The 24,969-nt window shown below is 69.3% G+C and carries 21 protein-coding genes and 1 tRNA gene; 11 read left to right on the forward strand and 11 right to left on the reverse strand.

Annotated features, from left to right (window positions below; translation table 11 throughout):
* Nucleotides 1-20: 20 nt before the first annotated feature.
* The 5 genes from BLV63_RS02180 to BLV63_RS02200 form a co-directional block, all read right to left on the reverse strand.
* A complete protein-coding gene (locus BLV63_RS02180; RefSeq protein ID WP_066213470.1) occupies nt 21-710 on the reverse strand; it encodes an ABC transporter ATP-binding protein in 690 nt (229 codons plus the stop codon).
* A complete protein-coding gene (locus tag BLV63_RS02185; RefSeq protein ID WP_066213473.1) occupies nt 707-2,473 on the reverse strand; it encodes a branched-chain amino acid ABC transporter ATP-binding protein/permease in 1,767 nt (588 codons plus the stop codon). Before BLV63_RS02185 ends, BLV63_RS02180 begins: the two co-directional genes overlap by 4 nt.
* Nucleotides 2,460-3,320, reverse strand: coding sequence for a branched-chain amino acid ABC transporter permease (locus BLV63_RS02190; RefSeq protein WP_066213476.1), 861 nt, complete (start codon nt 3,318-3,320; stop codon nt 2,460-2,462). The genes BLV63_RS02185 and BLV63_RS02190 overlap by 14 nt, the downstream gene beginning before the upstream one ends.
* 9 nt (nt 3,321-3,329) lie before the next feature.
* On the reverse strand, nt 3,330-4,496 hold the full coding sequence (locus BLV63_RS02195; protein WP_066213479.1) for an ABC transporter substrate-binding protein: 1,167 nt from the start codon (nt 4,494-4,496) through the stop codon (nt 3,330-3,332).
* Between the two features lie 121 nt (nt 4,497-4,617).
* Entirely contained in the window at nt 4,618-5,415 is a 798-nt protein-coding gene (locus BLV63_RS02200) for a MoaF C-terminal domain-containing protein (protein ID WP_066213482.1), read from the reverse strand.
* A gap of 269 nt (nt 5,416-5,684) precedes the next feature.
* Between BLV63_RS02200 and BLV63_RS02205 the strand changes: the two genes are divergently transcribed.
* Nucleotides 5,685-6,653 carry a bile acid:sodium symporter family protein gene (locus BLV63_RS02205; RefSeq protein WP_066213485.1) on the forward strand — a complete coding sequence of 323 codons (969 nt, stop codon included), beginning with the start codon at nt 5,685-5,687 and terminating at the stop codon, nt 6,651-6,653.
* Nucleotides 6,654-7,055: 402 nt separating this feature from the next.
* Nucleotides 7,056-8,552: an amino acid permease gene (locus BLV63_RS02210; RefSeq protein ID WP_082724111.1), complete on the forward strand. Its 1,497-nt coding sequence runs from the start codon at nt 7,056-7,058 to the stop codon at nt 8,550-8,552.
* A 122-nt stretch (nt 8,553-8,674) separates the two neighbouring features.
* Here the strand turns inward: BLV63_RS02210 and BLV63_RS02215 are convergent, their stop codons facing one another.
* A complete protein-coding gene (locus tag BLV63_RS02215) occupies nt 8,675-9,460 on the reverse strand; it encodes a LysR family transcriptional regulator substrate-binding protein (protein WP_066213487.1) in 786 nt (261 codons plus the stop codon).
* Nucleotide 9,461: 1 nt separating this feature from the next.
* Complete coding sequence (locus tag BLV63_RS02220) at nt 9,462-9,839, reverse strand: VOC family protein (RefSeq protein WP_066213491.1); 378 nt, start codon at nt 9,837-9,839, stop codon at nt 9,462-9,464.
* A gap of 157 nt (nt 9,840-9,996) precedes the next feature.
* On the opposite strand from BLV63_RS02220, the gene BLV63_RS02225 reads away from it, so the two are divergent.
* A complete protein-coding gene (locus BLV63_RS02225; RefSeq protein ID WP_066213493.1) occupies nt 9,997-11,166 on the forward strand; it encodes a serine hydrolase domain-containing protein in 1,170 nt (389 codons plus the stop codon).
* Between the two features lie 191 nt (nt 11,167-11,357).
* Here the strand turns inward: BLV63_RS02225 and BLV63_RS02230 are convergent, their stop codons facing one another.
* Nucleotides 11,358-12,758 (reverse strand): flavin monoamine oxidase family protein, encoded by a 1,401-nt coding sequence (locus BLV63_RS02230; RefSeq protein WP_066213496.1) that lies wholly within the window; start codon nt 12,756-12,758, stop codon nt 11,358-11,360.
* A 170-nt stretch (nt 12,759-12,928) separates the two neighbouring features.
* Between BLV63_RS02230 and BLV63_RS02235 the strand changes: the two genes are divergently transcribed.
* Nucleotides 12,929-13,612: a TetR/AcrR family transcriptional regulator gene (locus BLV63_RS02235; protein WP_066213499.1), complete on the forward strand. Its 684-nt coding sequence runs from the start codon at nt 12,929-12,931 to the stop codon at nt 13,610-13,612.
* On the opposite strand, the gene BLV63_RS02240 is transcribed toward BLV63_RS02235, so the two are convergent.
* The 3 genes from BLV63_RS02240 to BLV63_RS02250 form a co-directional block, all read right to left on the reverse strand.
* A complete protein-coding gene (locus BLV63_RS02240) occupies nt 13,609-14,286 on the reverse strand; it encodes a winged helix-turn-helix transcriptional regulator (RefSeq protein WP_066213502.1) in 678 nt (225 codons plus the stop codon). The two genes, BLV63_RS02235 and BLV63_RS02240, sit on opposite strands and share 4 nt — an antisense overlap.
* A gap of 25 nt (nt 14,287-14,311) precedes the next feature.
* On the reverse strand, nt 14,312-14,743 hold the full coding sequence (locus BLV63_RS02245) for a VOC family protein (RefSeq protein ID WP_174521266.1): 432 nt from the start codon (nt 14,741-14,743) through the stop codon (nt 14,312-14,314).
* Between the two features lie 185 nt (nt 14,744-14,928).
* A tRNA-Leu gene (locus BLV63_RS02250) sits at nt 14,929-15,011 on the reverse strand.
* 339 nt (nt 15,012-15,350) lie between these two features.
* Between BLV63_RS02250 and BLV63_RS02255 the strand changes: the two genes are divergently transcribed.
* The 7 genes from BLV63_RS02255 to pknB are packed head-to-tail and all read left to right on the forward strand — an operon-like array spanning nt 15,351 to nt 24,917.
* Nucleotides 15,351-16,094, forward strand: coding sequence for an FHA domain-containing protein (locus BLV63_RS02255; protein WP_066213510.1), 744 nt, complete (start codon nt 15,351-15,353; stop codon nt 16,092-16,094).
* A complete protein-coding gene (locus tag BLV63_RS02260) occupies nt 16,091-16,582 on the forward strand; it encodes an FHA domain-containing protein FhaB/FipA (protein WP_066213514.1) in 492 nt (163 codons plus the stop codon). Before BLV63_RS02255 ends, BLV63_RS02260 begins: the two co-directional genes overlap by 4 nt.
* A 2-nt stretch (nt 16,583-16,584) precedes the next feature.
* Nucleotides 16,585-18,273 carry a protein phosphatase 2C domain-containing protein gene (locus BLV63_RS02265; RefSeq protein WP_066214107.1) on the forward strand — a complete coding sequence of 563 codons (1,689 nt, stop codon included), beginning with the start codon at nt 16,585-16,587 and terminating at the stop codon, nt 18,271-18,273.
* Nucleotides 18,270-19,745 (forward strand): FtsW/RodA/SpoVE family cell cycle protein, encoded by a 1,476-nt coding sequence (locus BLV63_RS02270; RefSeq protein WP_082724112.1) that lies wholly within the window; start codon nt 18,270-18,272, stop codon nt 19,743-19,745. Before BLV63_RS02265 ends, BLV63_RS02270 begins: the two co-directional genes overlap by 4 nt.
* Nucleotides 19,742-21,205, forward strand: coding sequence for a peptidoglycan D,D-transpeptidase FtsI family protein (locus BLV63_RS02275; RefSeq protein WP_066213517.1), 1,464 nt, complete (start codon nt 19,742-19,744; stop codon nt 21,203-21,205). The genes BLV63_RS02270 and BLV63_RS02275 overlap by 4 nt, the downstream gene beginning before the upstream one ends.
* Nucleotides 21,202-22,917, forward strand: a complete 1,716-nt coding sequence (locus BLV63_RS02280; protein ID WP_066213522.1) for a protein kinase domain-containing protein — start codon at nt 21,202-21,204, stop codon at nt 22,915-22,917. The genes BLV63_RS02275 and BLV63_RS02280 overlap by 4 nt, the downstream gene beginning before the upstream one ends.
* A 44-nt stretch (nt 22,918-22,961) precedes the next feature.
* The gene (gene pknB / locus BLV63_RS02285) at nt 22,962-24,917 is read left to right on the forward strand and encodes a Stk1 family PASTA domain-containing Ser/Thr kinase (protein WP_066213524.1); all 1,956 of its coding nucleotides are present in this window, start codon (nt 22,962-22,964) and stop codon (nt 24,915-24,917) included.
* Nucleotides 24,918-24,969 lie beyond the last annotated feature (52 nt).

Below are 24,969 nucleotides of genomic sequence, written 5' to 3' on the forward strand. Positions count from 1 at the left end.
CTGAGAGGGCATCGAAGGGGTCAGCCGAGGTACGCACGGTGCAGCACCTCCGGGTCGTCCTGGAGTCGGGCGGCGGGCCCGCTGTAGCTGACGGCCCCGCCCGCGACGACGACGGCCTGTTCCGCGAGCCCCAGGGCCAGCTCGGTGAACTGCTCCACGAGCACCACCCCGACCCCGGTAGCGGCGATCTTCGCCACGATCGGGAAGAGCCGGGTGAACACCACGGGTGCGAGGCCGAGGGACATCTCGTCGATGAGCAGGAAGGACGGCTTCGCGGCGAAGGCCCGCGCGAGCACCACCATCTGCTGCTCGCCACCGGAGAGGAGACCGCTCGGGGAGTCGATCCGCTTCTCCAGCTCCGGGAAGTTCTCGAGCGCCTCCGCCAGGGCCTGCGGGGTGCGGGCCGTCAGCGAGAGGTTCTCCCGCACGGTGAGCGAGGGGAACACCGCCCGGCCCTGCTCGACGTGCACGATCCCCTGGCGCGCCCGTTGCACCCGGGAGAGCTTGTCGATCCGCCGGCCTCCGAGGCTGATCGATCCGGCGGAGTTCGCGACGACCCCGGAGATCGATTCGATCAGGCTCGTCTTGCCGGCGCCGTTCGGGCCCACCAGGGCGAGCACCTCGCCGGCTTTCACGGTGAAGCTGACCCCGGAGATCACGGGGCCGGCGCCGCGGCTGACCGCGACGCCGTCGAGGGTGAGAGTGGTCATGCGATCATCTCCGTCGTGCCGAGATAAGCGGCGAGCACGGCGGGATCCGCCATGACCTCGGCCTGCCGGCCGGAGGCGATGACCTTGCCGAAGTCCAGCACCGTGAGCCAGGGGCAGACGGAACGGACCAGGTCCAGGTCGTGCTCGATGATGATGAGGGCCACGCCGAACCGTTCCGGGATGGCCTTGAGGCGTTCCGCGAGGGCCAGGTGCTCCTCGTGGGAGAGGCCTGCGGCGGGTTCGTCCAGGATCAGGACCCGCGGCCGGGCGAGCACCGCGGCCGCGACTTCGACGATCCGGCGCGTGCCGACGTCGACGCCGGAGAGCCGCTCGGTGGCCGGCGGGCAGCCGAAGAACGCAAGCGTCCCGTCGATCTCCTCCCGGCTGAGCCGCGCCCGGGCCACGAACCGCAGATACGCCTCGACGGTGAGCTCGGGCGGCACCCGGTCCTGCTGGTAGCTGCGCCGCAGCCCGCGCCGCGCCCGTTCGGTGGGCGTCAGGCCCGCCAGATCGGCGCCGTCCAGAAGCACCGTGCCGCCATGCCGGGGCAGGAACCCGCTGAGGGCGTCCACGAAGGTCGACTTGCCCGCACCGTTCGGCCCGATCAGCCCCATGATGCCCTTCTCCGGCAAGCTGAAGGACACCCCGTCCAGCGCCTTGAGCTCCCCGAACCGCACGCTCAGGCCCTCCACCACGAGGACGGGTTCGCGGGAGTCCTCCCCGGCGTCGTCGGGGAGCGCGGGGGACGCCTCCTCTTCACGAGCTGCGGCCGGCTGCGGCACGGCATGCTCCGGAGCCGACCGACGACGGCGCCGCAGGGCGCCGCGGATGGCGTCACCGAGGGTGGAACCGCTGGTCAGCGCCTGGATGCCGAGCAGGCCGAAGATCACGAAACCCCAGTCCTGCGGAACGCCCCACCGCTTGAGCAGCTCCGGGACCGCCACCCACATGATCCCGCCGAAGATCGCCATGTCGATGAGGTGCGCTCCGGACATGACCGCCAGGATGTACAGGGCCAGGGACAGCAAGGGCGTGAAGCTCGAGGCGAAGGGCAGCTGCACCTGACCGGCCAGGAGCCCGCCCGAAATCCCGCCGAGGGCCGCGCTCACCGCGAACGCCGTCAGCTTCGCCGTGCGGACGCTCTGGCCCGCGGACGCCGTCCCTCGCTCGGAGAACGCCACCGACTTCCAGCTCGAACCGATCCGGCTGCGCTGCAGGAAGAAGACCCCGAGGGCGCAGAGGGTCAGCACGATCACGCTGAAGAAGAAGTACTTCCGGTCGGTGGCGAAGAGTTCGGGCCGCGCGACGGCCACGCCGTCCGCGGATCCCGGGAACTGCAGCTGCACCAGGGTGACGTCCGCTGCGGCGGCGAAGCCCAGGGTCACGACCGCGAGGTTCACCCCGCGCAGACGCAGCGCCGGGAGCCCGACCAGGACGCCGGCGACACCCGCGGCGAGCCCACCGGCCAGGAGCCAGACGGTGAAGCCGCCGGGAGCGTTGATCAGGTTCAGGCCCGCGACCACCCATGCCCCGATCGCGGCGAAGGTCATCTGGCACAGCGCGATCATGCCGGCCGAGCCGGTGACCACGCCCAGGCCGAGGATCGCGATCGCCGCGGTGATCGCGGAGACCCCCAGGAACACGAAGTACCCGGACAGGGAGGTGCTGAGCACCGAGCCGAGGCCGATCGCCACCGCGGCGACCAGCACGGGCCAGCCCAGGCGGAACCAGGGCCGGGAGGAGAACGTTTCAGCGCGCCGCATCCCACACCTCCTTTCGCTGCGTCCACAGCAGCAGAATCACGATGAGCAGGAACGGCAGGAAGTTGCGGATGAAGGCCACCCCGTCGATCTGGGCGACCAGGCCGGAGAGCATCCCCAGCACCAGGCCACCCACCACCGCGAGGCTGAGCCGGCGGAAACCGCCCAGGAGGGCGGCCGCGGCGGCCGGCACGATCAGCATCGCGAGGCTGGTCGCGTCGTTCGCCTGGGAGGGCGCCACCAGGATGATCGCGAAGGAGCTCACGACGCCGGTGACGAACCAGACCGCGATCGACAGGGGCCGGGAGCGGATGCCCAGGAGTTCCGCCGTCGTCGGCCGCTCGCTGAGCGCCCGCAACCGCGTCCCCACGCTCGTGTGCGTGAGGAGCCAGTGCACCGCGCCCGCGACGGCGACCGCCATGACGACCATGACCACGGCCACCCAGCTGATCGCGACCCCGCCGACCACGAGCGCCGGCCCGGGCACGAGCGGCGCGAAGGGCTGGGGCTTGTTGCCGAAGAGGATGAACGACAGGGAGACCAGGAGCAGGAGCGGACCGACCGTCATGGCGGACCGGTTGGTCGTGCTCGCCTCCGACAGCCAGGTGGCGGCGATCCAGCCGATCGCCGCGGCCAGCGCCCCGCCGATCAGCACCCCGATCACCGACCCCAGCCACACCGGCAGTCCACCACGGGTGACGAGCCACACCGCGCAGAATCCGCCGAACATCCCGGTGGCCGTCTGGGCGAAGTTCACCACCCGGACCAGCCGGGACATGAGCGTCAGGCAGACCCCGAGCACCGCGTAGAGTCCTCCGGCGGCGAGGCCGGAGAGTGCGCCTTCAAGCATGCGGGGACCTCAGCTCTTCGGAAGGCGCAGCCAGTCGGTGGCCGCCTTTTCCCAGCGATGCGTGCCGGACTTGAGCACGATGGGCCAGCCGGCCGCGGGGACCTGCCCGAACTTGTACGGGTCACCGATCATCGGGTTGGACATCGGGGCGGCGTCGCGGAGGGCCTTCGCCACCGACTCACGCGTGACGTCCCCCTTGATGGTCTTGATCGCCTCGATGAAGTGCTTCGCCGCGAGGAAGCCGCCCTGGCTGAAGGAGGTGAGCGGGATGTTGTTCTTCGTCATGAGATCCCGCCATTCCTTGGTGATGTCGCTCTGCTCCGTGAAGGGGTAGAACTCGGCGGGGACGTAGATCCCGGCTCCGGCGTTGTCCACGGCCTTGGCGAAGTTCTCGCTGTACGTGCTGGTCAGGAACAGCCAGGTGACGTCGTTCCAGCCCTGGGCGTTCGCGGCCTTGACCTGCGCGATCGCGTCCGGCTCCACGCCGTTGACCGCGAGCGCCTTGCAGCCCTGCTGGCGTGCCTTGACGATGTACGGCGTGTAGTCCGCGGCGCCGTACGGCACGGTGTCGTCGACGTACTTGGGCTTCTTCCCGGTGGCCGCGGTCCATTTGTCGATGGCGGCCTGGTAGCTGGGCCGCGTGGATCCCGCGATCTCGAGCAGGATGCAGATGTCGTTCAGCTTCTTGACCTCGGACCCGTAGGTCAGGGTGAGCGTCATGTCGTTGTATGGGCCGACATTGGCCGGGGAGATGCTCTTGTTGTTGAAGCAGCCCGTGTCCACACCGATGCCGGGCACGGAGACGATCCCCTGCTGCTCGTAGTACTTGGCGTTGAGATCGCACTCGAGCAGGCTGGCGGAGCCGACCATGGCGACCGCCTCGTCGGACCCGACGAGCTCACGGGCCGCGGCGGTGGCGCCGGCCGGGTCGCCCTTGTCATCGAGCGCCTTGTAATCGATCTTCTTCCCGTTCAGGCCGCCCGCGTCATTGAAGGCGTCGAAGACGGCCTTCGCCGCCAGCGAGGATTCGGGGAAGGTCGCCGCACCGGACTTGGTGTTGACGGAGCCGACGACGATCGAGCCGCCACCGCCTCCCCCGTCCGCGCCGGAACACCCCGAGAGGACGAGCGCCGCGGCGGCGAGGGCGGCAAGCGAGCCCAGTGCTGTTTTCTTCATGGTGTTCCTCCTGCTTGTCCGCCGCGCCATCGCGGCGGTCCGTGGGCTCTCGCCCGGGGTGGTGGTGTCCGGACCTGGGCCGGACGGTCGGATGGGGGCGGCTCCGGGCCGCGTCGACGAGTCAGACCGGCTGTTCATCGGGATACGACACCGACCCCAGTGGATAGATGTGGCCCCCGGCCCGTGAGTGCTCGGACTCCCCCGCCCCGTTGAGCCCGAGGAAGATCCCCGTGGTCCGGAGCTGGTAGCCGAGGTCGTGCAGCCAGACGCTCGCCACCGCGATCCGGAACTCGCGGAAGCAGAAGAGGTACAGGCCGTCGTCGAACTTCCAGACCGTGGAGAGGTCCATGTCCCCGTGACCGCGCTGCACGCCCTGAAGGCACTGCCAGGCGTAGCGCCGACTGGAGATGTAGACGTGTTCGTAGAGGTGTTCCGGGCTGTAGCGGTAGATGTTGCGTTTGCCGATCAGGTCGCGGCTCGGGCCGGGCGCCGCGCCCGTCGCCTCCCCGCCGCCGACGACGCCGGCCCAGAAGTCCTGCTGCACCTGCGGCGTGCCGTCGACCGCCTCGGCCGCGATCCGCGAGCGCACCGCGGCGGCCCGGCGGGTGGTGGCCGAGTAGACGAGGGTGAGTGACTCCCGCTCCCGGCTTTCGAGCGGCAGATTGACGAAGAAGACGTCATCCCGCACGGCGACCGCGTCATAGGGGTCGGTGGCGCCGCTCTCCTGGATCCGGCCCTCCGCCCGCCAGCTGACCTGGTGCTCCCCGAAGGACAGCAGCAGGTTCGTGCCGTCGTCGAGGGTGACGTCCAGGACCGTGCCGGTCAGGTTCGCGGAGGGCAGCCGGTAGGTGTCGATGCCGGCGGCGAATTCGTCGTAGGTCCGCCAGTCGTCGGAGTCGGTCTCGGTCGTTGTGGTCACAGTGTTCCTCCCGGTCCTCAGCCGGTCCGCGAGGTGCTCCCGCGCACGGCCTTCGGTGTTATCCACGTCACTTCATGGTTGATCCGGGGGCGGGCCCCAACAAGAACGGGCCCTTCGTTCGGGCACCGAGAGTCAACCGGCGTACCGCGGAGGGCAAGTCACGTCCGGTTCCGCGGGTGCCGGGCGGCGACTGACTCCGACCGGGACGTGCGACGGCGGGCGCCGCCGGGCGCTTTGGCTCCCACCCGCCGTCGTGCCAGCATGAGGGCATGCCCACGGACAGCACCTCTCTGGAGAATCCCGCCTTGGCCGCCGAAGCGAAGGTGGCCCGCCTGGCGGTGACGGTGTTCCCGCTCCTGGTCCTCGCGGCCGGCATCGCGGGCTTCGTGGCGCCCGGGGTCTTCAAGCCCCTGGCGCCGTCCGTGCCGTACCTGCTGGGCGTCATCATGTTCTGCATGGGCCTGACCCTCACGCCCCCGGATTTCGCCTCCGTGGCCCGTCGCCCGTGGGCGGTGCTGCTGGGAATCGTGGCGCACTACGTGATCATGCCGGGCGCGGGGTGGGCCATCGCCGTGCTGCTGCACCTGCCGCCCGAGCTGGCCGTCGGGGTCATCCTCGTGGGCTGCGCGCCGTCGGGCACCGCGTCGAACGTCATGGCGTTCCTGGCGAAGGGAGACGTCGCGCTGTCCGTGGCGGTCGCCTCGGTCTCGACCCTGATCGCACCCCTTGTCACCCCGGCCCTGACGCTCCTGCTGGCCGGCTCCTTCCTCCACATCGACGCCGGCGGCATGGTCCTCGACATCCTCAAGACGGTGCTGCTTCCGGTGGTCGCGGGGCTGCTCGCGCGGCTCTTCCTCCGGAACGCCGTGGCCCGGATCCTACCGGCCCTGCCGTGGGCCTCGGCCGTGGTGATCTCGCTGATCGTGGCCGTCGTGGTGGCGGGGAGCGCGTCCCAGCTCGTGGCGGCGGGCGGCATCGTCTTCCTGGCCGTCGTGCTGCACAACGGCTTCGGCCTGGGGCTGGGCTACCTGGCCGGCAAGGTCGGCCGACTGGACGGCCGGGCCCGGCGCGCCCTGGCGTTCGAGGTGGGCATGCAGAACTCCGGGCTGGCCGCCACCCTGGCCAACGCGCATTTCAGCCCGCTGGCGGCCCTGCCCTCGGCGGTGTTCTCGGTGTGGCACAACATCTCCGGCGCGGTCGTGGCGGCCTGGCTGGCCCGGAAACCGCTCCAGGACTGACGGCGCCCCACCCCACGCCGAACTCGCTATCCCCCGTTCGACCTCGCGACCAAGGACAGCGAGTTCAGCCCCGGAGTAGCGAGTTCAGCCCGGCAAAGCGAACCCCCCCCCTGTCGAACGGCGGGGGACCATAGCACCATTCATCAGCAATGCTTGAAACATTGAGCGGCGAGCATCAGCGCTCCTGTTGCTCAAACCGCCTCCACGCGGCCCTTCCTTGAGGATCCTTAACCGCTGTGGTGAAGGTCTCAGGCCGCCGCGCGCCCGGTGTTAGCTTGATCACCAACATGGTCGCAGGGAACGCTGAACCCCTACCCTGAAACCGCAACCCTTGCAGAATCCGGTCCTGACCGGCGGCCTCCGCGCGCCCGTTTCACCGCTGCACCACCCCCTGGAGGATCCATGAGCGCTGTCCCGCTCCACGAATCCGGCGTGAAGGAATCGACGCCCGAACCACCTCAGCAAGGGCTCCGGCGGTCCATGGACACCCGGCACCTGGTGATGATCGGGCTCGGCGGAGTGATCGGCTCCGGCCTCTTCGTCAGCTCCGGCTACACGATCTCCCAGGCCGGCCCGCTCGGCGCCGTGATCGCGTACCTGATCGGCGCCGTCGTCGTGTATCTCGTGATGGCCTGTCTGAGCGAGCTGGCCATCGCGTACCCGGTCTCCGGCGCCTTCCACATCTACGCCGCCCGCACCATGGGACCCGCCACCGGCTTCACCACCGCCTGGCTGTACTGGCTGACCTGGGCCGTGGCCATCGGCTCCGAGTTTACGGCGGCCGGCGTCATGATGCAGCGCTGGTTCCCGGACGTGCCGGTCTGGATCTTCTGCCTGATCTTCGCCGCCGTGCTGTTCACCATGAACGCCATCTCCTCCCGCGTCTTCGGCGAGAGCGAGTTCTGGTTCGCCATGATCAAGGTCGCCGCCGTCGTCGGCCTGATCATCCTGGGCGGCGCCGCGCTGATCGGCTTCCACCCGGCCGCGCAGGGCCACTACCCGCACCTCTTCGAGAACTTCAACACCCCCGGCGGCCTGTTCCCGAACGGCTTCACCGGCGTCATGGTCACCGTGCTCGCCGTGCTCTTCGCGTTCTCCGGCTCCGAGCTGATCGGCGTCGCCGCCGGTGAGACCGCCGACCCCGTCCGCAGCGTGCCCCGCGCCATGCGCACCACGGTGCTCCGTCTGGTCATCTTCTTCATCGGCGCGATCACCGTCATCGCGGCCACCATCCCCTACGACAAGGCCGGCCTCGACGAGAGCCCCTTCGTCACGGTGTTCTCCGAGCTCGGCATCCCGTACGCCGCGGACATCATGAACTTCGTGGTCATCACCGCGCTGCTCTCCGCCGGCAACAGCGGCCTGTACTCCTGCGCCCGCATGCTGTTCTCCCTGGCCGACGAGGGCCACGCCCCCAAGGCCTTCGCGAAGCTCACCAAGCGGGGCATCCCGATGATCGCGCTCCTGGTCAGCCTCGTGGGCGGTCTGGCGTCCCTGGTCAGCAGCATCGTCGCCCCGACCACGGTGTACCTGGTGCTCATCTCGATCGCCGCGTTCGCCACGGTGGCCGTGTGGATGTCCATCGCGGCGTCGCACTTCTTCCACCGCCGGGCCTTCGTCCGCAACGGCGGCGACGTGCGCGCCCTGCCGTACCGGGCGCCGTTCTTCCCGCTCGTGCCGATCCTGGCCTTCACGGCCTGCTTCGCCTCGATGGTGGGCATCGCCTTCGACCCCACCCAGGTCGCGGCCCTCTACATCGGCGTCCCGTTCACGGTGGCCTGCTATGTGTTCTTCCACTTCCGCTACGGCAAGGGCCGCAAGAAGCGCGTCGGCGAGCAGTCCCCGGCCACCGAGACCGCGACGGACACCGAGCCGGAGCAGGTCCCCGCGGCCGTCTGACGCGCACCGCCCCGACGCCTTAAGCGCCGAGTTCGGGGGTTCCTTCCGGTTTCGCGGTCTGCAGACCACGGTTTCGGAAGGAACCCCCGAACTCGGCGTTCAACGAGCAGGCAGGCGCGTGCTCAGCGCCCTTTACGGCCCGACGACGGCGGCTTGCCGCGCCCGCGACCGGACCCCTTGCCGCCACCCGGCTTCCCGGGGCCCGGCTTCCCGCCGGATCGCCCCTTCTGGGCGCCGCCCTTGCCCTTGGACGCCCCATGAGCTCCGGCCACGGCGCTGCGCGTCTTCCGGGCCCTGGCCGCCTGGGCCTGCTGCTCCTGGTTCACCGAGGGCTGCCGGCCGGAATCCGCACGACGGCCGCGGACGATCCCCACAAACTCCTGAATCCGGTCCGAATCCGCGTCCTGCCGCCACACGAGGACGATCTCGCTCGGCGCGGTGTCGTGCAGCCGGCGAGCCACGACCTCCGGATTGTTCAGGTGCCGCACCTCGGGCAGCGGCAGGACCAGGAGCCCGGCGCCACTGGCCACGACCTCCAGCGCCATCTCCAGGCCGCCCAGCGCCTGCAGTCCCTCACGGGAGTTGTCGAGCAGGGTCTCCCCCTCCAGGTCCTCCAGGGCGAGCTCCTCGAAGGCCGCGATCTCGTGGCCCTTGGCGGCCACCACGGCCTGCTGCTCCTCGTAGAGCGGGATCGCGAAACGGCCCTCACGCAGCGTCGCGGCGGTCCCGGCGGGGACGCGGACGAAGGCGAGGTCCGCCTCACCGGCATCGAGCAGCGCCAGGGTGGCTGCGGCGTCGTCGTCCACCAGGCGGCGCTCCAGCGCGATCTGCGGCATCCGCTCCTCCCAGCGGCGGATCCATTTCCCCGGCGTGACGCCCGGGACGTACAGGAAGGTCAGGGAATCCACATCAGTCCTGGTGCAGGCGGATGAGGTTGCCGCAGGAGTCGTCCACGTCCACGTAGGTCCCGGACGGGTCCACGACGGGCTCGCCCAGCACGCGCAGTCCGGCAGCCGCGAGACGTTCGGCCTCGGCGGCGACATCCTCGACGCCGAAGACGATCGCCGGCATCCCGGCTTCGTAGACACGGGAGCGGTAGTCCTCGCCGATGGGGTTGTCACTGGGTTCGAGCAGCAGGCCCGGTCCGCCCGGGATCGAGGCGTCCTGGACGATGAAGAGATTGGCTTCCGGGATCGCCATCAGGGTGTCGAAACCGAACTTCTCGGTGTACACGGCGTGCGCCGCGGCGGGGTCGGTCACATGGATACTGCACATCTTCACTCGCATGAGACCAGCCTAGGCGTCCTGTGCCCGGCGTCCAGCCCCGAGGCCGGACGGGAACCCGGCAGAACGTCGCGGAATCCTCCACCGCGGGAGCCGAAAACGCGATAGCTTCGGACTGACATCACGCATTCCCCGGCACGGCTCTCCCGAGAGGATCCTCATGAGCACAGCGTCCACCCCGGCCGTCCACGGCACCACCGCCCCCGGTTTCGAGCGCACGCGACAAGCGTTCGTGGAAGGATTCGACGGCCGTCCGGACATGGGCGCGGCCCTGTCCGTCTACCGCGGCGGCGAGAAAGTGGTCGACCTCTGGGGCGGTGTGAAGGACGCCCGCACGGCGGAGCCCTGGCAGGAGGGCACCGCCGCGGTCATCTTCTCGGTCACCAAGGGACTCGCCTCCGTGCTCGTGGCCCGGCTGGTGGAACAGGGACTCATCGATTACGACGTGCCTCTCGCGCAGTACTGGCCGGAGTTCGGGGCGCGGGGCAAGGACCGGCTCACGGTGCGGGAGACGCTCGGGCACCGCGGCGGTCTCGCGGCCGTCCGGGTCCCGCTCACGCGGGAGCAGGTGCTGGACTGGGACTTCATGACGGCCCTGCTGGCGGACCAGGAGCCCCTCTGGAAGCCCGGCGCCGGATACGCCTACCACTCGATCACCCACGGCTGGCTGAGCGGCGAGCTGATCCGCCGGGTCACGGGCAAGACCCCGGGCGAACACTTCGCCGAGGTCTTCGGTCCGGTGCACCCCGAGGGCTGGCTCGGCCTGCCGGCCGCGGAGGAGCACCGGGTGGCCCACATCGGCCCCTCCGATGGCTATCTGCGGGGCGTCCAGGACCGCCTGTCCCTGCCCAACCCGTACGCGGCTCATGGCCCGGAGCTGGGCGGCGCCCTGCCGGCGACCCTCGTGGGTGAGGACACCGGCGCCAACGACCCCCTCTTCCATCGCCACGAATTCCCCGCCGCGGGCGGCATCACCACGGCCCGCGCCCTGGCGGCCTTCTGGTCGGCCACCGTGCACGACGACGACGAGCGCCTCCTCGGCGACGCCGCCCTGGCCGATGCGCTCACCGTCGTGAGCGAAGGCCCGTTGGAGCTGGACATCCCCGGCCCCGGCGAGGACCGTTTCGCCGCGGGGTTCCAGCTGCCGGGCGTCGACCAGGACCTCCTCACCCCCGCGGGCTTCGGCCACTACGGCGCGGGCGGGCAGCTGGGCTTCGCCGAACCTGAGCACGGCATCGGCTTCGGCTACCTCAGCAACTGGATGGAGCCCGACGCCGGCCGCGCCACCGCCGTCGTCCGCGCGCTGCGGGAGGATCTCGCGGAGCTCTGAGAGTCGACAGGCGGCAGCCGGCGGCACCCGCCGCACCCGCGTTAAACGCCGACGCCGCACCGGGGAGTCAGCTCCGGTGCGGCGTCGCGTGCCTGTTGCGAGGCGTGCCCCGGCCCTGGGCACGGGCCGGGACGTTTCAGAAGGATCCCCGGCGGAGCCGCGCTCCGCCGGGGATCCTGGAGTGCAGGGGATCAGGCCTGGCTCAGGGCTTCCTGGCGCAGTTCCTGGTTCGCGGCGATGATGCGGTCGGCGGTCTTCTGGCCCATGCGGACCGCGCCGTCGACGTGCTGGTAGCCCTCGGCGGCCAGGTCGGAGGAGGACCAGTAGATCGGGCCCACGGCGTCGTGCTGGGACTTGCCGTAGCGGCTCAGGCCACCCAGGTCGTAGCTCGCGGCGTAGGCGCCACGGGTCCACTCCTCGGAGCCCCAGTCGGACAGGTAGAACACGGAGGGGTTCTTGGCCTCTTCGCCCAGGTACACCGCGATGGCGTCCAGGATGGCGGCCTTGCGGTCCTCTTCGCTCAGCTCGAACATGGCGTCCGCCTTCTCGTCGGAGACGAAGCCCACCAGGGTGCCACGGGTGTCCTCGTGGTTGGTGTTGTCGTAGACCTCCTGGACGATGGAGTCCGCGCCGAAGCACGTGCCGGAGAGGCCCTTCTCGCGCCAGAACGGGGTCTCGTACACGGCGTGGACCTTGATGACGAGGCCCAGGGACTGGTGCTGGTGCATCTGGTGCTGGCGGCGGGGCAGCGGCGGGTTGAACGACACGCGGCTGTAGAGGTTCGGCGGCACGGCCATGATGACGAAGCGGGCGTTGACCACGGCGCGGTCGGACTCGGCCACGACCTTGTAGCCGCCGTTGCCGTCCTCGGTGTAGTTGATGGTGCGGACCGGGGAGTCCAGCACGACGTCGTCGCCCAGTTCCGCGGCCTGGAGCAGGGAGACCTGCTGCATGCCGCCCACCACGCGCTTGTCGAGGATGAAGTCCTCATCCGTGAGGTTGGTGAAGGAGCCCGCGGAGGCGGCCATGAGGATCGCCTGCAGCGCGGAGAAGGCGTGAGCGGGCTTGGTCAGCATGCCGCCGGCGATGAACAGGCCGATGTTGTTGCAGGCCTCTTCGTTGCTGGAGTTCTGACGCAGCCAGTGGTGGAAGGAGATGGTGTCGAGTTCGCGGGACTTCGCGTGGGCCCAGGGCTCCTCGGCGCCGATCTCGGCGGCGAGCTCGTCCATGATGGCGGTGAGGCGGTCCATCTCGGCCGCGGTCTCCTCGCTCACCGGGAAGCTGGCGCCGGTGTAGCGGCTGAGCTTGCCGTCGGCGCCCAGGTAGATGGACTCGCCCTCACGGTAGCGGGAGTACATCTCGAGGCCGAGCTCGTCGAGGAGCTCCATGAGCGCGGTCTGGTCCGGGGAGACCCACTGGCCGCCGATTTCGAGCATGGCGCCGTCGATGGTGTCGGTCCAGGTGCGCCCACCCACACGGTCGCGCGCTTCCAGGACGGCCACGCTCAGGCCGGCCTTCTTGAGTCGACGGGCTGCGGTCAGGCCGGACGGGCCGGCGCCGACGATCACGACGTCGCGATCAAGAGTGAGCATTTTTCCTCCAAGCGGATGGGTCAGTGGTGCCGTGACCATCGTCACTAAATGAACATCATTCATTTAGAATGACTATAACCCATGTGACCCTTCCCGCAAAAGACCCCCGGGCCCGGATGTTCGTCCCGCTAGAGTGGTGCAAGCCCCAGACCTGAAGAACGAGGATCCCCATGAGCACCCCCAGCACTGAGGACCAGGCCCCCCGTCGACGCGTGGGCCGGCCCATCAAGGCCGTCCTGACCCATGAGTCGATCGTCCAGGCCGCCCTGGAACTGGTGACGGTCAAGGGGTATGAGGGCCTCACGATGTCGGCCATGGCGAAGAAGCTGGGGGTCTCCCCCTCCGCGCTCTACAACCACGTCACCAACAAGCAGGAGATCCTCATCCTGGTGGAGGACCACCTCGCCGCGCAGGTGGATGTGAGCGCCTTCGAGAAGGAGCCGTGGGAGGACGCCGTCCGGCACTGGGCCTGGAGTTACCGCGAGGTCTTCGCGCAGCACACGCCGCTCATCCCGATCATCGCGGTCCTGCCGGTGACCGACGCCCCGCGCACGCTGGCGATGTATGAGGCGGTGAGCGCCGGATTCCGCCAGGCGGGCTTCCCGGAAGCGCGGATCGTCCCCGCCATCGTCGCCCTGGAGTCCTTCATCTTCGGCTCGGCCTACGACGCGACAGCCCCGGCGGACATCTTCAGCACCGGCTCCGAGGGCGAGCGGACCCCGCACTTCACCTCGGCCGTGGCCAGCTTCGAGGAGGCCGAAGGCGGGAGCAACCCGGACCGGGCCTTCACGATGGGCCTGGATGCGCTGATCGGCGGCTTCCGCGCTCTGCTGCCCGCGACGTCACCCGCCTAGGCGGCCACGGCTCCGTCCAGGTGGAAGAGGGACGTGAAGCGCTCGAGGAGGCGCGCGTCGCCGTCGAGCACGTGAAGAGCGCCGGAGTGCTGCGCCTCGTCCGGGGACAGCGTCCCGGCGATCAGCTCCCGCAACTGAGGCCCGGCGGCGAATTCGACGGCGTCCGACTCACCTGAGGCTGCTTGCGCCTCCGCCCCGCCGACGACGTCAAGCCGCCCCTCCGCGGCCCGCGCCACGAGCGTGACGTCCCCCAGGTGGAGGGTGAACACCGTGGCGGGAGTGCGCGCGGACGCTTCGGCGTCGAACGCGGTCCGCAACGCCATGGTGAGGGAGTCCGCGGTGACCTCGTCGCCCTCCCGCGGCTCTCCCATGGCCTTGAAACCCCAGCGGCCGAGCGCGAGGACCACGTCCTCCAGCTCCCGGCCGTAAGGGGTGAGCTCGTAGACCAGCCCGCAGCGCGGCACGGGGACGCGCCGCACGAGCCCCGCGGCCTGGAGTTCTTTGAGCCGGTCGCTGAGGATGTTGGTGGGGATGCGGCTCAGGCCGTTCTTCAGATCGGAGTAGCGGCGCGGGCCCACCAGGAGATCCCGGACGATGAGCAGCGCCCAGCGCTCCCCCACCAGTTCCAGGGCCCGCACCACACCGCAGTACTGGCCGTAATTCCGCGCGGCCATGCGCTCCTCCTTGTCGTCAGTTCCTTCAGCCGGCTGCCTGCTCGGCCACGTGCTCGCCCGGACCGTTCTCCACGGCCTGCGGCTCCATGTAGACGAATTCGAGGATGTTGCCATCCGGGTCCTCGATGGAGCGCGAGTACATGAAGCCGAGGTCCTGAGGGTCGCGGTGCTCCTTGCCACCGTTGGCCAGGCCCGCTTCGGCGGTGCTGTCCACGTGGTCACGGGAGTCCCGGCTGATCGCGTTGAGGACCTGGACCTGGGTGGCGGGGTCCACCAGCTCACGCGTGGTGAAGGTGGAGAAGAACTCGCGCCGCAGGATCATGAAGAAGACGTTCTCGTCCAGCACCACACACGCCGCGTTCTCATCGGTGAAAAGCGGGTTGATGCTGAAGCCGAGGGAGGTGTAGAAGGTCTTGGCCCGATCCAGGTCGCTGGTGGGCAGGTTCACGAAAATCATGGTGCTCACGTCGATACTCCGATGCTGTGATGGCACTTGCTTTTTGCAAGTAACTCCATCGTGACGCGCGGCACACCGGGTGTCAACGGGTGCGGCGGAATCTCTGGAGCGCGGATCCGCCCGAGGCTCACCGCCTCTCGGACAACAAAAAACTCCCGGTTCACTGAACCGGGAGTTTCCCTTTGTGCGCGAGGGGGGATTTGAACCCCCACGCCCTTTCGGACACTGGCACCTGAAGCCAGCGCGTCTGCCGTTCCGCCACTCGCGCGCACTTCGCTTTCCCCGTGACCGGTGAAAGCAACGGGAACAATCATAACCATGAGGGAGCCGGAATGTGAAATCGGGTGCCACCCCCTCCCCTCGGCGGGCGGACCTCACCCTCCACGGGTCGCGCTCCGCCGCCCCACCGCTGGCATCCGGCCCCTCCCCCTCAGGGCGGAGACCCGGTGGGAAGTTGCTGGGAGTTCTGCCGATTCCGGGCGTTTAAGGCACTCCGGGGTAGGGGCTGAAGGAGCCTGGACAGTAGTATCGGATTCAATGGCCGGCACTTCGCCGTCGGCCGTCCCTGGGTGATGTCCCTCAGGAACCGAGAGGAAAGGAGTACGTCATGGGCTTGCTCGACCGTGTTGAACGCGGCCTGGAAAAGGCCGTCCGTGGCGTCTTCAGCGGTGGCTCCAAGGCTCAGCTGCAGCCGGTGGAGATCGCCAGCCTCCTGCGGCGCGAAATGGACAACAAGGTGCTGACCGTCTCCACGAGCCGGAGCATCGCCCCCAACAGCTTCGAAGTCCTGCTGGGCGAGACCGACTACGCCCGCGCCGAGGACTGGGGCACGGCCCTCGCCGAGGAACTGTGCGACGTCGTCATCGCCCACGCCAAGAGCCAGGGGTACACGCTCCCCGGGCCGGTGCGTGTGGCCTTCGTCCGCGAACCCGACCTCAAAGCCGGCGACGTGACCATCGAGTCCCGCGCGGACAAGGCCCAGGGCTCGGCGCCGGCGCCGTCCCGCGGGCACGTGCCGCCGTCGGCTCCCGAGCGCGCCCCCACCCAGGTCCAGCCGGTCCTGGACCTGAACGATCAGCGCTACTCGCTGAACGCGGCCAGCATCATCCTCGGTCGCGCCTCCGACGCCGACATCCCGGTCGACGACACCGGGGTCTCCCGCCGGCACCTCGAGATCCGCACCCAGGGCAACGCCAGCTGGGCCGTGGATCTGGGCTCGACCAACGGCAGCTACATCAACGGCCAGCGGCTCAACGGCAGCATGGAACTGACGGACGGCTCGGTCATCACCATGGGCCGCACCCGCATGATCTTCCGGCTCATTCCCGTCAACCCGGGGAGGAACGCATGAATGAACTCAGCGATCTGACCGTCACGGCCCTCCGCTTCGGCTTCCTCCTGCTGATCTGGGTCCTGATCTTCAGCATCGTCTCGGCCATGCGCCGGGACCTCATGATCGGCGGCACGGCCAAGACCGGAGCCCTGACCGCACGGCAGCTCCGTAAGCACCCGGAACTCGCCCAGGCCCAGGCTCCCGTGGCCCGGCAGCAGGCGCGGCACCTGGTGGTCACCGAAGGACCCCTCGCGGGAACCCGCCTGGACCTGGCGTCCAGCCCGATCCTTCTGGGACGCGCTCAGGAGGCCACCCTGGTCCTCGAGGACGATTACGCCTCCGGCCGCCACGCACGCCTCTTCCCGCAGGGCAGCCGCTGGTTCATCGAAGACCTCGGCTCCACGAACGGCACCTATCTCGGCGATCAGCAGCTCACGCGAGCGCTCCCCGTTGAGCTGGGCGTCCCGGTCCGGATCGGCAAGACGGTCATCGAATTGAGGCCGTGACCTTGGCATCCGAGGAGAAGAACGCAGAGCTGGGCCCTGAGGAGACCCGGCCGCATCTGGTCATGCGCTATGCCGCACGGTCCGATGTGGGGCTCGTGCGCGCCAAGAACGACGACTCGGCGTACGCCGGGCGCCACCTGGCCGTGGTGGCCGACGGCATGGGCGGCCACGCGGGCGGCAACGTCGCCTCCGCATCGACCGTCCTCGATCTGATCCACCTCGACCATGACGATTACGACGGCGACGCCGGCACGGTCCTGGCCGACGAGATCCAGACCGCGAACTCGATCCTCTCCCAGCTCGTCCACGTCGATCCGCTCCTCGCCGGCATGGGCACGACCGTCACCGCCCTGCTCCTCGCCGACGGCAAGCTCAATTACGCCCACATCGGCGACTCCCGCGCCTACCGTCTCCGCGACGGAGCGTTCGAGCAGGTCAGCGTGGACCACACGTTCGTGCAGCGCCTGGTCGATGAAGGCCGGCTGCGCCCCGAGGAAGCCGAGACCCACCCCCACAAGAACGTCCTCATGCGCGTCCTGGGCGATGTGGATGCCAGCCCCGAACTGGATCTCAACGAACTCGAGGCCCGCGAGGGCGACCGCTGGCTCCTCTGCTCCGACGGTCTGAACTTCGTCCCGCACCACATGGTGGAAGCGGTCGTCCGTGGCACCGCATCGGTCGCCCGCGCCGCCGATCAGCTCATCGAGCTCACTCTCGCCGCCGGCTCCCCGGACAATGTCACCGTCATCGTCCTGGACATCATCGCCGACGACGACGCGGCCTCCTCCGCGGCGGCCGCCACCTCGGACTCCGGCGCCGAGGCCGAGGCCCCCATCGCTGCGGACACCGAGGCTGATCTCACCGATCCGGCTCACGCCGCGGAGCCGAAGTCCGGGAATCCCGGCCCCGACCCCTCCTTCCAGGAGGGCGTCAACACGGTCCTCCTCACCCCGGCCCCGGCCGAGGACACCCGCACCGACCCCAATCTCGGCGCGCACCTCACGGCCGAGGTCCTTCGCCTCGAACTCGAGGCCCGGCCGCACGAACTCGTCGGAGCCGCGGCCCTGGCCCTCGAGACCGGCAAGATCCCCAACATCGCCGGACGCGCCGTCGCGCGGCGCGCGGCGACCGTCCTCACGCACCGGCAGGAGAGCGCGGACGCGGCGGCCGACGAGGAAACGGCCGCACCTGTCGGGAGGCCGCGCCGTCGCTGGTTCCGCTGGGCCGTCACCCTCGTGGTGCTCGCCGTCGTCGGCGTGGGCCTCTGGTTCGGGTACGCCTGGACCCAGACGCGCTATTACGTGGGCGAGGTGGACGGCCGCGTGGCCATCTACAACGGCGTCTCACAGCAGCTCGGGCCCATCAAGCTCTCCACCGTGCACTCGGTGACCGAGATCCAGGTGAGCAGCCTGCCGTCGTTCTCCCAGCAGCGGGTGAAGGAGACCATTCCGGCGCGCGATCTGCCGGACGCCGAACTGGTGGTCCGCAACCTCAGCCTCGGCCACGACTTCGACGAGCGTCAGTGCCCCACGGTGTCCCCGTCGCCGTCCGCCATCCCGAGTGCCAAGAGCTCCGCGAGCCCGGCCAAGGCCACCCCGAAGCCCAGCTCGTCGGCGACCGCGAAACCGTCCGCGGCGGCGTCGCCGTCGGGCACGCCGTCCTCGCCCGCCGCCTGTGGAGGTGCCCGATGAGTTCAGCAGTCGCCGCCCAGCCGGTCGTGAAGCCTCGCCGCAACATCGAGCTGGTGCTCCTGGTCCTCGCCCTCCTGGTCGGGATCGGCGCCAGCGTGATGGTCGGCATCAACAACCCGGATTCGTTCAACAAGGACTTCTGGTTCCAGTCGATCCTCCTCGTCGTTGCATCACTCGCGGTGCATATGACCCTGCGCTTCCGCGCGAAGTATGCCGATCCGTTCATTCTTCCGATCGTCGTCGCCCTGAACGGCCTCGGTCTGGCCATGATCCACCGCCTTGACGGCCCCAAGAGCGACGTCGGCAACACGCAGTTGCGCTGGACGCTCATCGCCGTGGTGTGCACGATCGTCCTCATCTGGTTCCTCAAGGACCACCGCCGTCTACGGCGCTTTACTTACATCTCGCTGGCCGCGAGTGCCGTGTTGCTCGTGCTGCCCTTGGTGCCCGGCCTGTCCGCCGGTGAGATCAACGGCGCCAATCTGTGGATCAAGCTCGGCCCGTTCACGTTCCAGCCCGGCGAGATCGCGAAGATCACCCTGGCCATCTTCTTCGCCGGGTACCTCTCGGTGAACCGCGACCTGATCCTGTTGGCCGGCCGCAAGGTGGGCAAGCTCCAGTTCCCCCGTTTCCGGGACATGGGGCCCATGCTTGCGGCCTGGGCCGTCAGCATCGGCATCCTGGTGCTCCAGCGGGACATGGGCACGTCCTTCATGTTCTTCAGCCTGTTCATGGTGATGATCTACGTGGCCACGGGCCGCGTCAGCTGGGTCATCATCGGCCTGGTGCTCATCGCCGTGGCCGGCGTCGTGGCGGCGCAGCTGTTCTCGCATGTGAAGTACCGCATGGAGAGCTGGTCCAACGCCTTCGACCCCGAGATCTACAACCGCGATCTCGGCGGCAGCTACCAGATCGTGCAAGGCCTCTTCGGCATGGCCGACGGCGGCGTGTTCGGCACCGGGCTCGGCCAGGGACAGCCGAACCGGGTCCCGTTCTCCAACAGCGACATGATCATCGCCTCATTCGGCGAGGAGCTCGGCCTGATCGGCCTGTCCGCGATGCTTCTGCTGTACCTCCTGCTCATCACCCGCGGTTTCCGTGCGGCACTCGGCACGCGGGACTCGTTCGGCAAGCTGCTCGGCGTCGGGCTGTCCTTCGTCATGGCCGTCCAGTGCTTCGTGGTCATCGGCGGCGTCACGCGCCTCATCCCGCTGACCGGCCTGACCACCCCGTTCCTCGCCGCCGGAGGGTCCTCCCTGCTGGCCAACTGGATCGTCGCCGGCCTGCTGCTCATGATCTCCAACGTGGCCCGCGGTCCGGTCGACACCAGCCCGCTGCGTGACGGTGAAGCTCCCGTGACCGGCCCCTCGGCGACCGCCGAAGTGCCGTCGCGGCCGACGACCCCCGCCCTGGGCACCGCCCAGAGCGGCACACCGAGCACGGCACAGAGCAGTCAGGAGGTGCACCCGTGAATCAGTCCATCCGCAACGCCTGGATCGCCACCGTGGCGCTCTTCGCCCTGCTCTTCGGCGCCATCAGCTACATCCAGGTCGTCGGCGCCCAGGACCTGAGCACCAACGCCTTGAACGACCGCGCTCTCCAGCGGAACCTCTGCAGCGACCGCGGGACGATCCTGGCCGGTGGTCAGCCCATCGCGGAATCGGTGCCCGGCACCGAGTCCTGTAAGTCGAAGCGGAGCTACCCGGGCGGCGCCCTCTACGCGGGCATCACCGGATACTTCTCGACCAATGGCAGCGCCGGATCCACCGGCCTGGAGCGCGAACTCAACGGCGCCCTGACGGGTGACTCGGACCAGCAGTTCCTGGAGCGGGTGCGCCAGCTGTTCCTCGGCAAGCAGCCTCAGGGCGCCAACGTCGAGACCACCATCGACCCCAAGATCCAGAAGCTCGCCTACGATCTCCTCCCGGATGACATCGAAGGCTACGCCGTCGTCCAGAACCCCAAGACCGGCGCGATCCTGGCCATGGTCTCCAAGCCGTCCTACGACCCCAACACGGTGGCGACCCTGGACAGCGACGCCGCGCTGGCCGCCAAGGCCAAGCTGGACGCGACCAAGGGCATCAACCTCTACCAGAACGTCTCCGGTCCCACGGGCGCGCTCATGGCTCCCGGGTCCGTCTTCAAGCTGATCGACACGGCGGCCGCGCTCGAATCCGGCAAGTACACCAAGGATTCGGTCCTCCCGAACCCCGCGGAACTCACGTTCCCCGGCCTGCAGTACACGCTGCCGAACTACCGCGGCGGACAGTGCTACGCCAAGGACAAGGCCGGATTCGACTTCGCCCTGGCCAACTCCTGCAACACCCCGTTCGCCAGCATCGCGCTGGACCTGGGTGAGAAGAAGATCGCCGAAACGGCCAAGAACTTCGGGATCGGGCAGGACCTCGGCGACCGGCTGGACCTGCAGTACGCCCAGAGCCGTTTCCCCACGGACCTGGACAAGCCCCAGCTGGCCCAGTCGGCCATCGGCCAGTACAACGTCCAGGTGACCCCGCTGCAGATCTCCATGCTCACGAGTGCCATCGCCAACGGCGGCGTGCAGATGAAGCCGCAGCTCGTGAAGGCACTCCGCGCTCCCGATCTGCGGGTGCTCGCCGAGTACAAGCCGGAGCCGCTGCGGACCGCCACGAGTCCCGAGGTCGCCCGTCAGATCACCGACTGGATGGTGGGTGTGGTGGACAACGGTCTCGCCGCCCCGGCAGCCATCCCCGGAGTGAAGGTCGCCGCGAAGACCGGCACCGCCGAGCTCACGGCCGATGACTACAACAACTCCTGGTTCACCGGCTTTGCCCCGGCGGACAATCCCCAGGTGGTCGTGACCCTCGCCTTCCACGGCGTGAACTCGGCCACCGGAGCGCAACTGACCAGTCCTAACGCGAAGAAACTCTTTGAGGCGGTGTTGAACAAGTGAGGCCAACGTCTGGAATCACTCTCGGCGGGAGGTACCGCCTGACCACGCGCATTGCCATCGGTGGCATGGGCGAGGTCTGGAGTGCGCAGGACCAGGTCCTGGGTCGCACGGTCGCCATCAAGATCCTCAAGGAGGAGTACACGGGCGATCCCGGCTTCCTCGAGCGCTTCCGCAACGAGGCCCGCCACACGGCACTGCTGAACCACGAGGGCATCGCGAACGTCTTCGACTACGGCGAAGAGGGCGGCTCCGCCTATCTCGTCATGGAACTGGTGCCGGGCGAGCCGCTGTCGACCATCATCGAGCGTGAGCACGTCCTCAGCCCCGACCTGACGCTGAACATCATCGCCCAGACGGCGCGGGCCCTCGCCGTCGCGCATGAGAAGGGCCTGGTGCACCGTGACGTGAAGCCGGGCAATCTGCTCATCACGCCGGACCGGCACGTCAAGATCACGGACTTCGGCATCGCCCGCCTCGCCGACCAGGTGCCGCTGACCCAGACCGGACAGGTCATGGGCACCGCTCAGTACCTGGCGCCGGAGCAGGCCACCGGCCAGACGGCCACGGGCTCCAGCGACATCTACTCGCTCGGCATCATCGGGTACGAGTGCCTCACGGGGCACCGTCCGTTCTCCGGCGAGTCGCAGATCGCGATCGCCCTCGCCCAGGTCAACGACGCCCCGCCGCCGCTGCCCGACTCGCTGGCCAAGCCGATCCGCGCCCTGCTGATGTCGATGCTGGCCAAGGATCCGGCCAACCGTCCGGCCGACGCCCTCAAACTCGCCGAGGCCGCCGAGGCCATCCGCCGCGGAGACATCGACGCGGCCCACCGTGCGGTCCCTGGCATGCTCCTCTTCGAGTCGACCACGGGCCCCATCACCGCTCCCGTCGACGTCCAGCAGACGGCCGCCACCACGGTCGTCCCCCCGGTCGGCGCGACGACGGCGACCTCCGCCCTGCCGGTCGTGCCGCCGGAGCAACTGACGGCTGAGCGGAACTGGCTGACGGAGGACGAAGAGGACTACGAGGAGCCCACTCCGGAGCGCGAGGAGAAGAAGCGCAGCGCCTGGGTCTGGCCGCTGATCATCCTCGCCGTCTTGGCCGCCCTGATCTTCCTGGGCGTGTGGCTGAGCTCGGCGGGCTTCTTCAGCCCCAAGTCGGACACATCCAGCGCCCCGGTCGCCACCACGCCCAAGACGGTGGTCACCACACCCAGCCAGACGCCGTCGGAGACGCCCAGCAGCCCCACGCCGAGCGAGACGCCGTCGACGCCGGACACCGTCAACATCATCCCGGACGCGTACAACGGCCGGGACATCAACACGGTCCGCAACGAGCTCATCGCCCTCGGCCTCCGGGTGGACGCCAAGGGCGTGGTGGGCAAGGAGGCCTCGGGAACCGTCACGGACGTCAACCCGTCCGGCCCGGTCGCCAAGGGCTCCACGATCACGGTCACGTACTCCACCGGCCCGGAGATGGTCGCGGTCCCGAATCTGAACGGTTCGGTCACCGAAGCCCAGGTCCGCCAGGCGCTCACCGGCGCCGGTCTGGTCCCGCAGGCGGCCTCCGGCTCGGCCCCTTCCGGCACGGTGAGCTTCAACCCGCCGTCGGGCACCGAGGTGGCCAAGGGCAGCACGGTGACGTACACGATCACCGCCCCTGAGCCGCCGTCCACCCCGACCCCGAAGCCCACGACGTCGGCCACTCCCTGAGTCCTGGCCCCTGAGCGGCCTCTCCCTGTAGTAAGGAGCTTCACCTGTCCACCGGCACACGCGTCCTCAACGGACGCTACGAACTCGGCGATCTGATCGGTCGCGGCGGCATGGCCGACGTGTACCGAGGCACAGACCTGCGCCTGGGCCGGGATGTCGCGGTGAAAATCCTGCGTGCGGATCTGGCCCGGGACCCCCAGTTCCTGGCCCGCTTCCGGCGCGAGGCGCAATCCGTGGCCGGGCTGAACCACGTGTCCATCGTGGCGGTCTACGACTCCGGGGAGGAGATCCAGGGCGACGGTGTGGACGGCGTGAAAGCCCCGTACATCGTCATGGAGATCGTCCAGGGTGAGACCCTCAAGGGCCTCCTCAAGGCCGGCGAGGTGTCCGTCGACCAGGCCGTCGAGTACACGCTCGGGGTGCTGGCCGCCCTCGAGTACAGCCATAAGGCCGGGATCGTGCACCGGGACATCAAGCCCGGCAACGTCATGGTCCGCAGCGACTCCGGCAGGGTCAAGGTCATGGACTTCGGCATCGCCCGGGCCGTGACCGACTCCTCTGCCACCATGACCCAGACCCAGGCCGTGGTCGGCACCGCCCAGTACCTCTCCCCGGAGCAGGCCCTGGGCGAGACCGTGGACGCCCGCAGTGACCTCTATTCGGCCGGCTGCCTGCTCTACGAACTGCTGACCGGCAAGCCGCCGTTCCAGGGCGACAGCCCGGTGTCCGTGGCGTACCAGCACGTCCAGGGCATCGCGGTGCCGCCCAGCAAGCTCAACCCCGACGTCAGCGGGGCGCTGGATTCCGTCGTGGCCAAGGCCATGAGGAAGAGGCGCGAGGACCGGTTCCCCGACGCCGCGGCCTTCCGGCGCGCCCTGCGCGCCGCCCTCGGTGGTGTCGCCGTGCACGACGCGCCCCAGGACTCCACCGCGGCGAACCTCGTGGCGGTGCCGGCGGACGCGCTCACGGCCGCCGTCGAGCAGCAGACGACGGCGCGCCACCGGGCTGCGGGAGGCGCGGCCGGCGAATCCACCACCGCCCTGGCCCAGGTTCCGGAGCATGGCGCCGGGCATGGCGCCGAAGCCGCCGCGGACGTCACGCCTGCCCCGTACGGCACCGCCGAGGACGCCCTCACGCTGACGCAGGACCAGCTCCGCGTGCTCCTGCCGGAGATCCGGAACCTCCCCGAGGTGCAGCAGGCCCAGCGCAAACACCGCCGTCACCGACGCGGTCTCATGGTCACCATCTGGATCTTCGTGCTCATGGTGCTGGGCGGCGCCGGCTTCGGGATCTACAGCTGGCTCACCCGCCCGATCCCGGTGGAGATGGTCGCGGTTCCGGCCGTGGCGCAGCTGACCGAGTCGGCGGCCATGCAGAAGCTCTACGACGCCCGCCTCCAGCCGAAGGTGACGCATGTGGCGAGTGCGACCGTCCCGGAGGGCACGGCCATCGAGACGGATCCCCGGGAAGGGGAGATGATCGAGGTCAACAAGGACGTGAAGCTCGTGGTGTCCGCCGGCCCCACGGCGGTTCAGATCCCCGACAAGCTCCAGGGGCAGAGTGAGGCCGCCGTCCGGGACATCCTGCGCGCCGCGGGACTCAAGAGCACTCCCGTGACGTCCTTCGCGGACAGCGCGACCGTCCCGGCCAATCAGGTCATCGCCACCAAGCCGGCCTCGGGCCAGACGGTGCCCGTCAACGGCGCGGTGCAGATCATCGTGTCCACGGGCAAGGTCGAGGTTCCGGAGCTGCGAGGGCAGACCGTGGACCAGGCCACCACCGTCCTGGAGGGTCTCGGCCTGCAAGTGGGGGTCGAGGAGAAGGACAACGCCGTGGTCCCCGAGGGCCAAGTCACCGGTCAGAGCGTGGCGGCCAAGGACCGCATCGATCAGGGCGGCACGGTCGTCCTGACGGTCGCCCGCAAGCCCACCCCGCCGCCCACGCCGAGCAGCACCCCGTCCGCCACCCCGAGTGGGAAACCCACGGCCGACGGCGGCTGACGCTCCCGCGGCCCGTCGACGTCGCGCTCTCGCAGCAGACGGACTCGCACCA

This window comes from Arthrobacter woluwensis (genome assembly GCF_900105345.1).
In the GTDB taxonomy this organism is placed as follows: domain Bacteria; phylum Actinomycetota; class Actinomycetes; order Actinomycetales; family Micrococcaceae; genus Arthrobacter_E; species Arthrobacter_E woluwensis.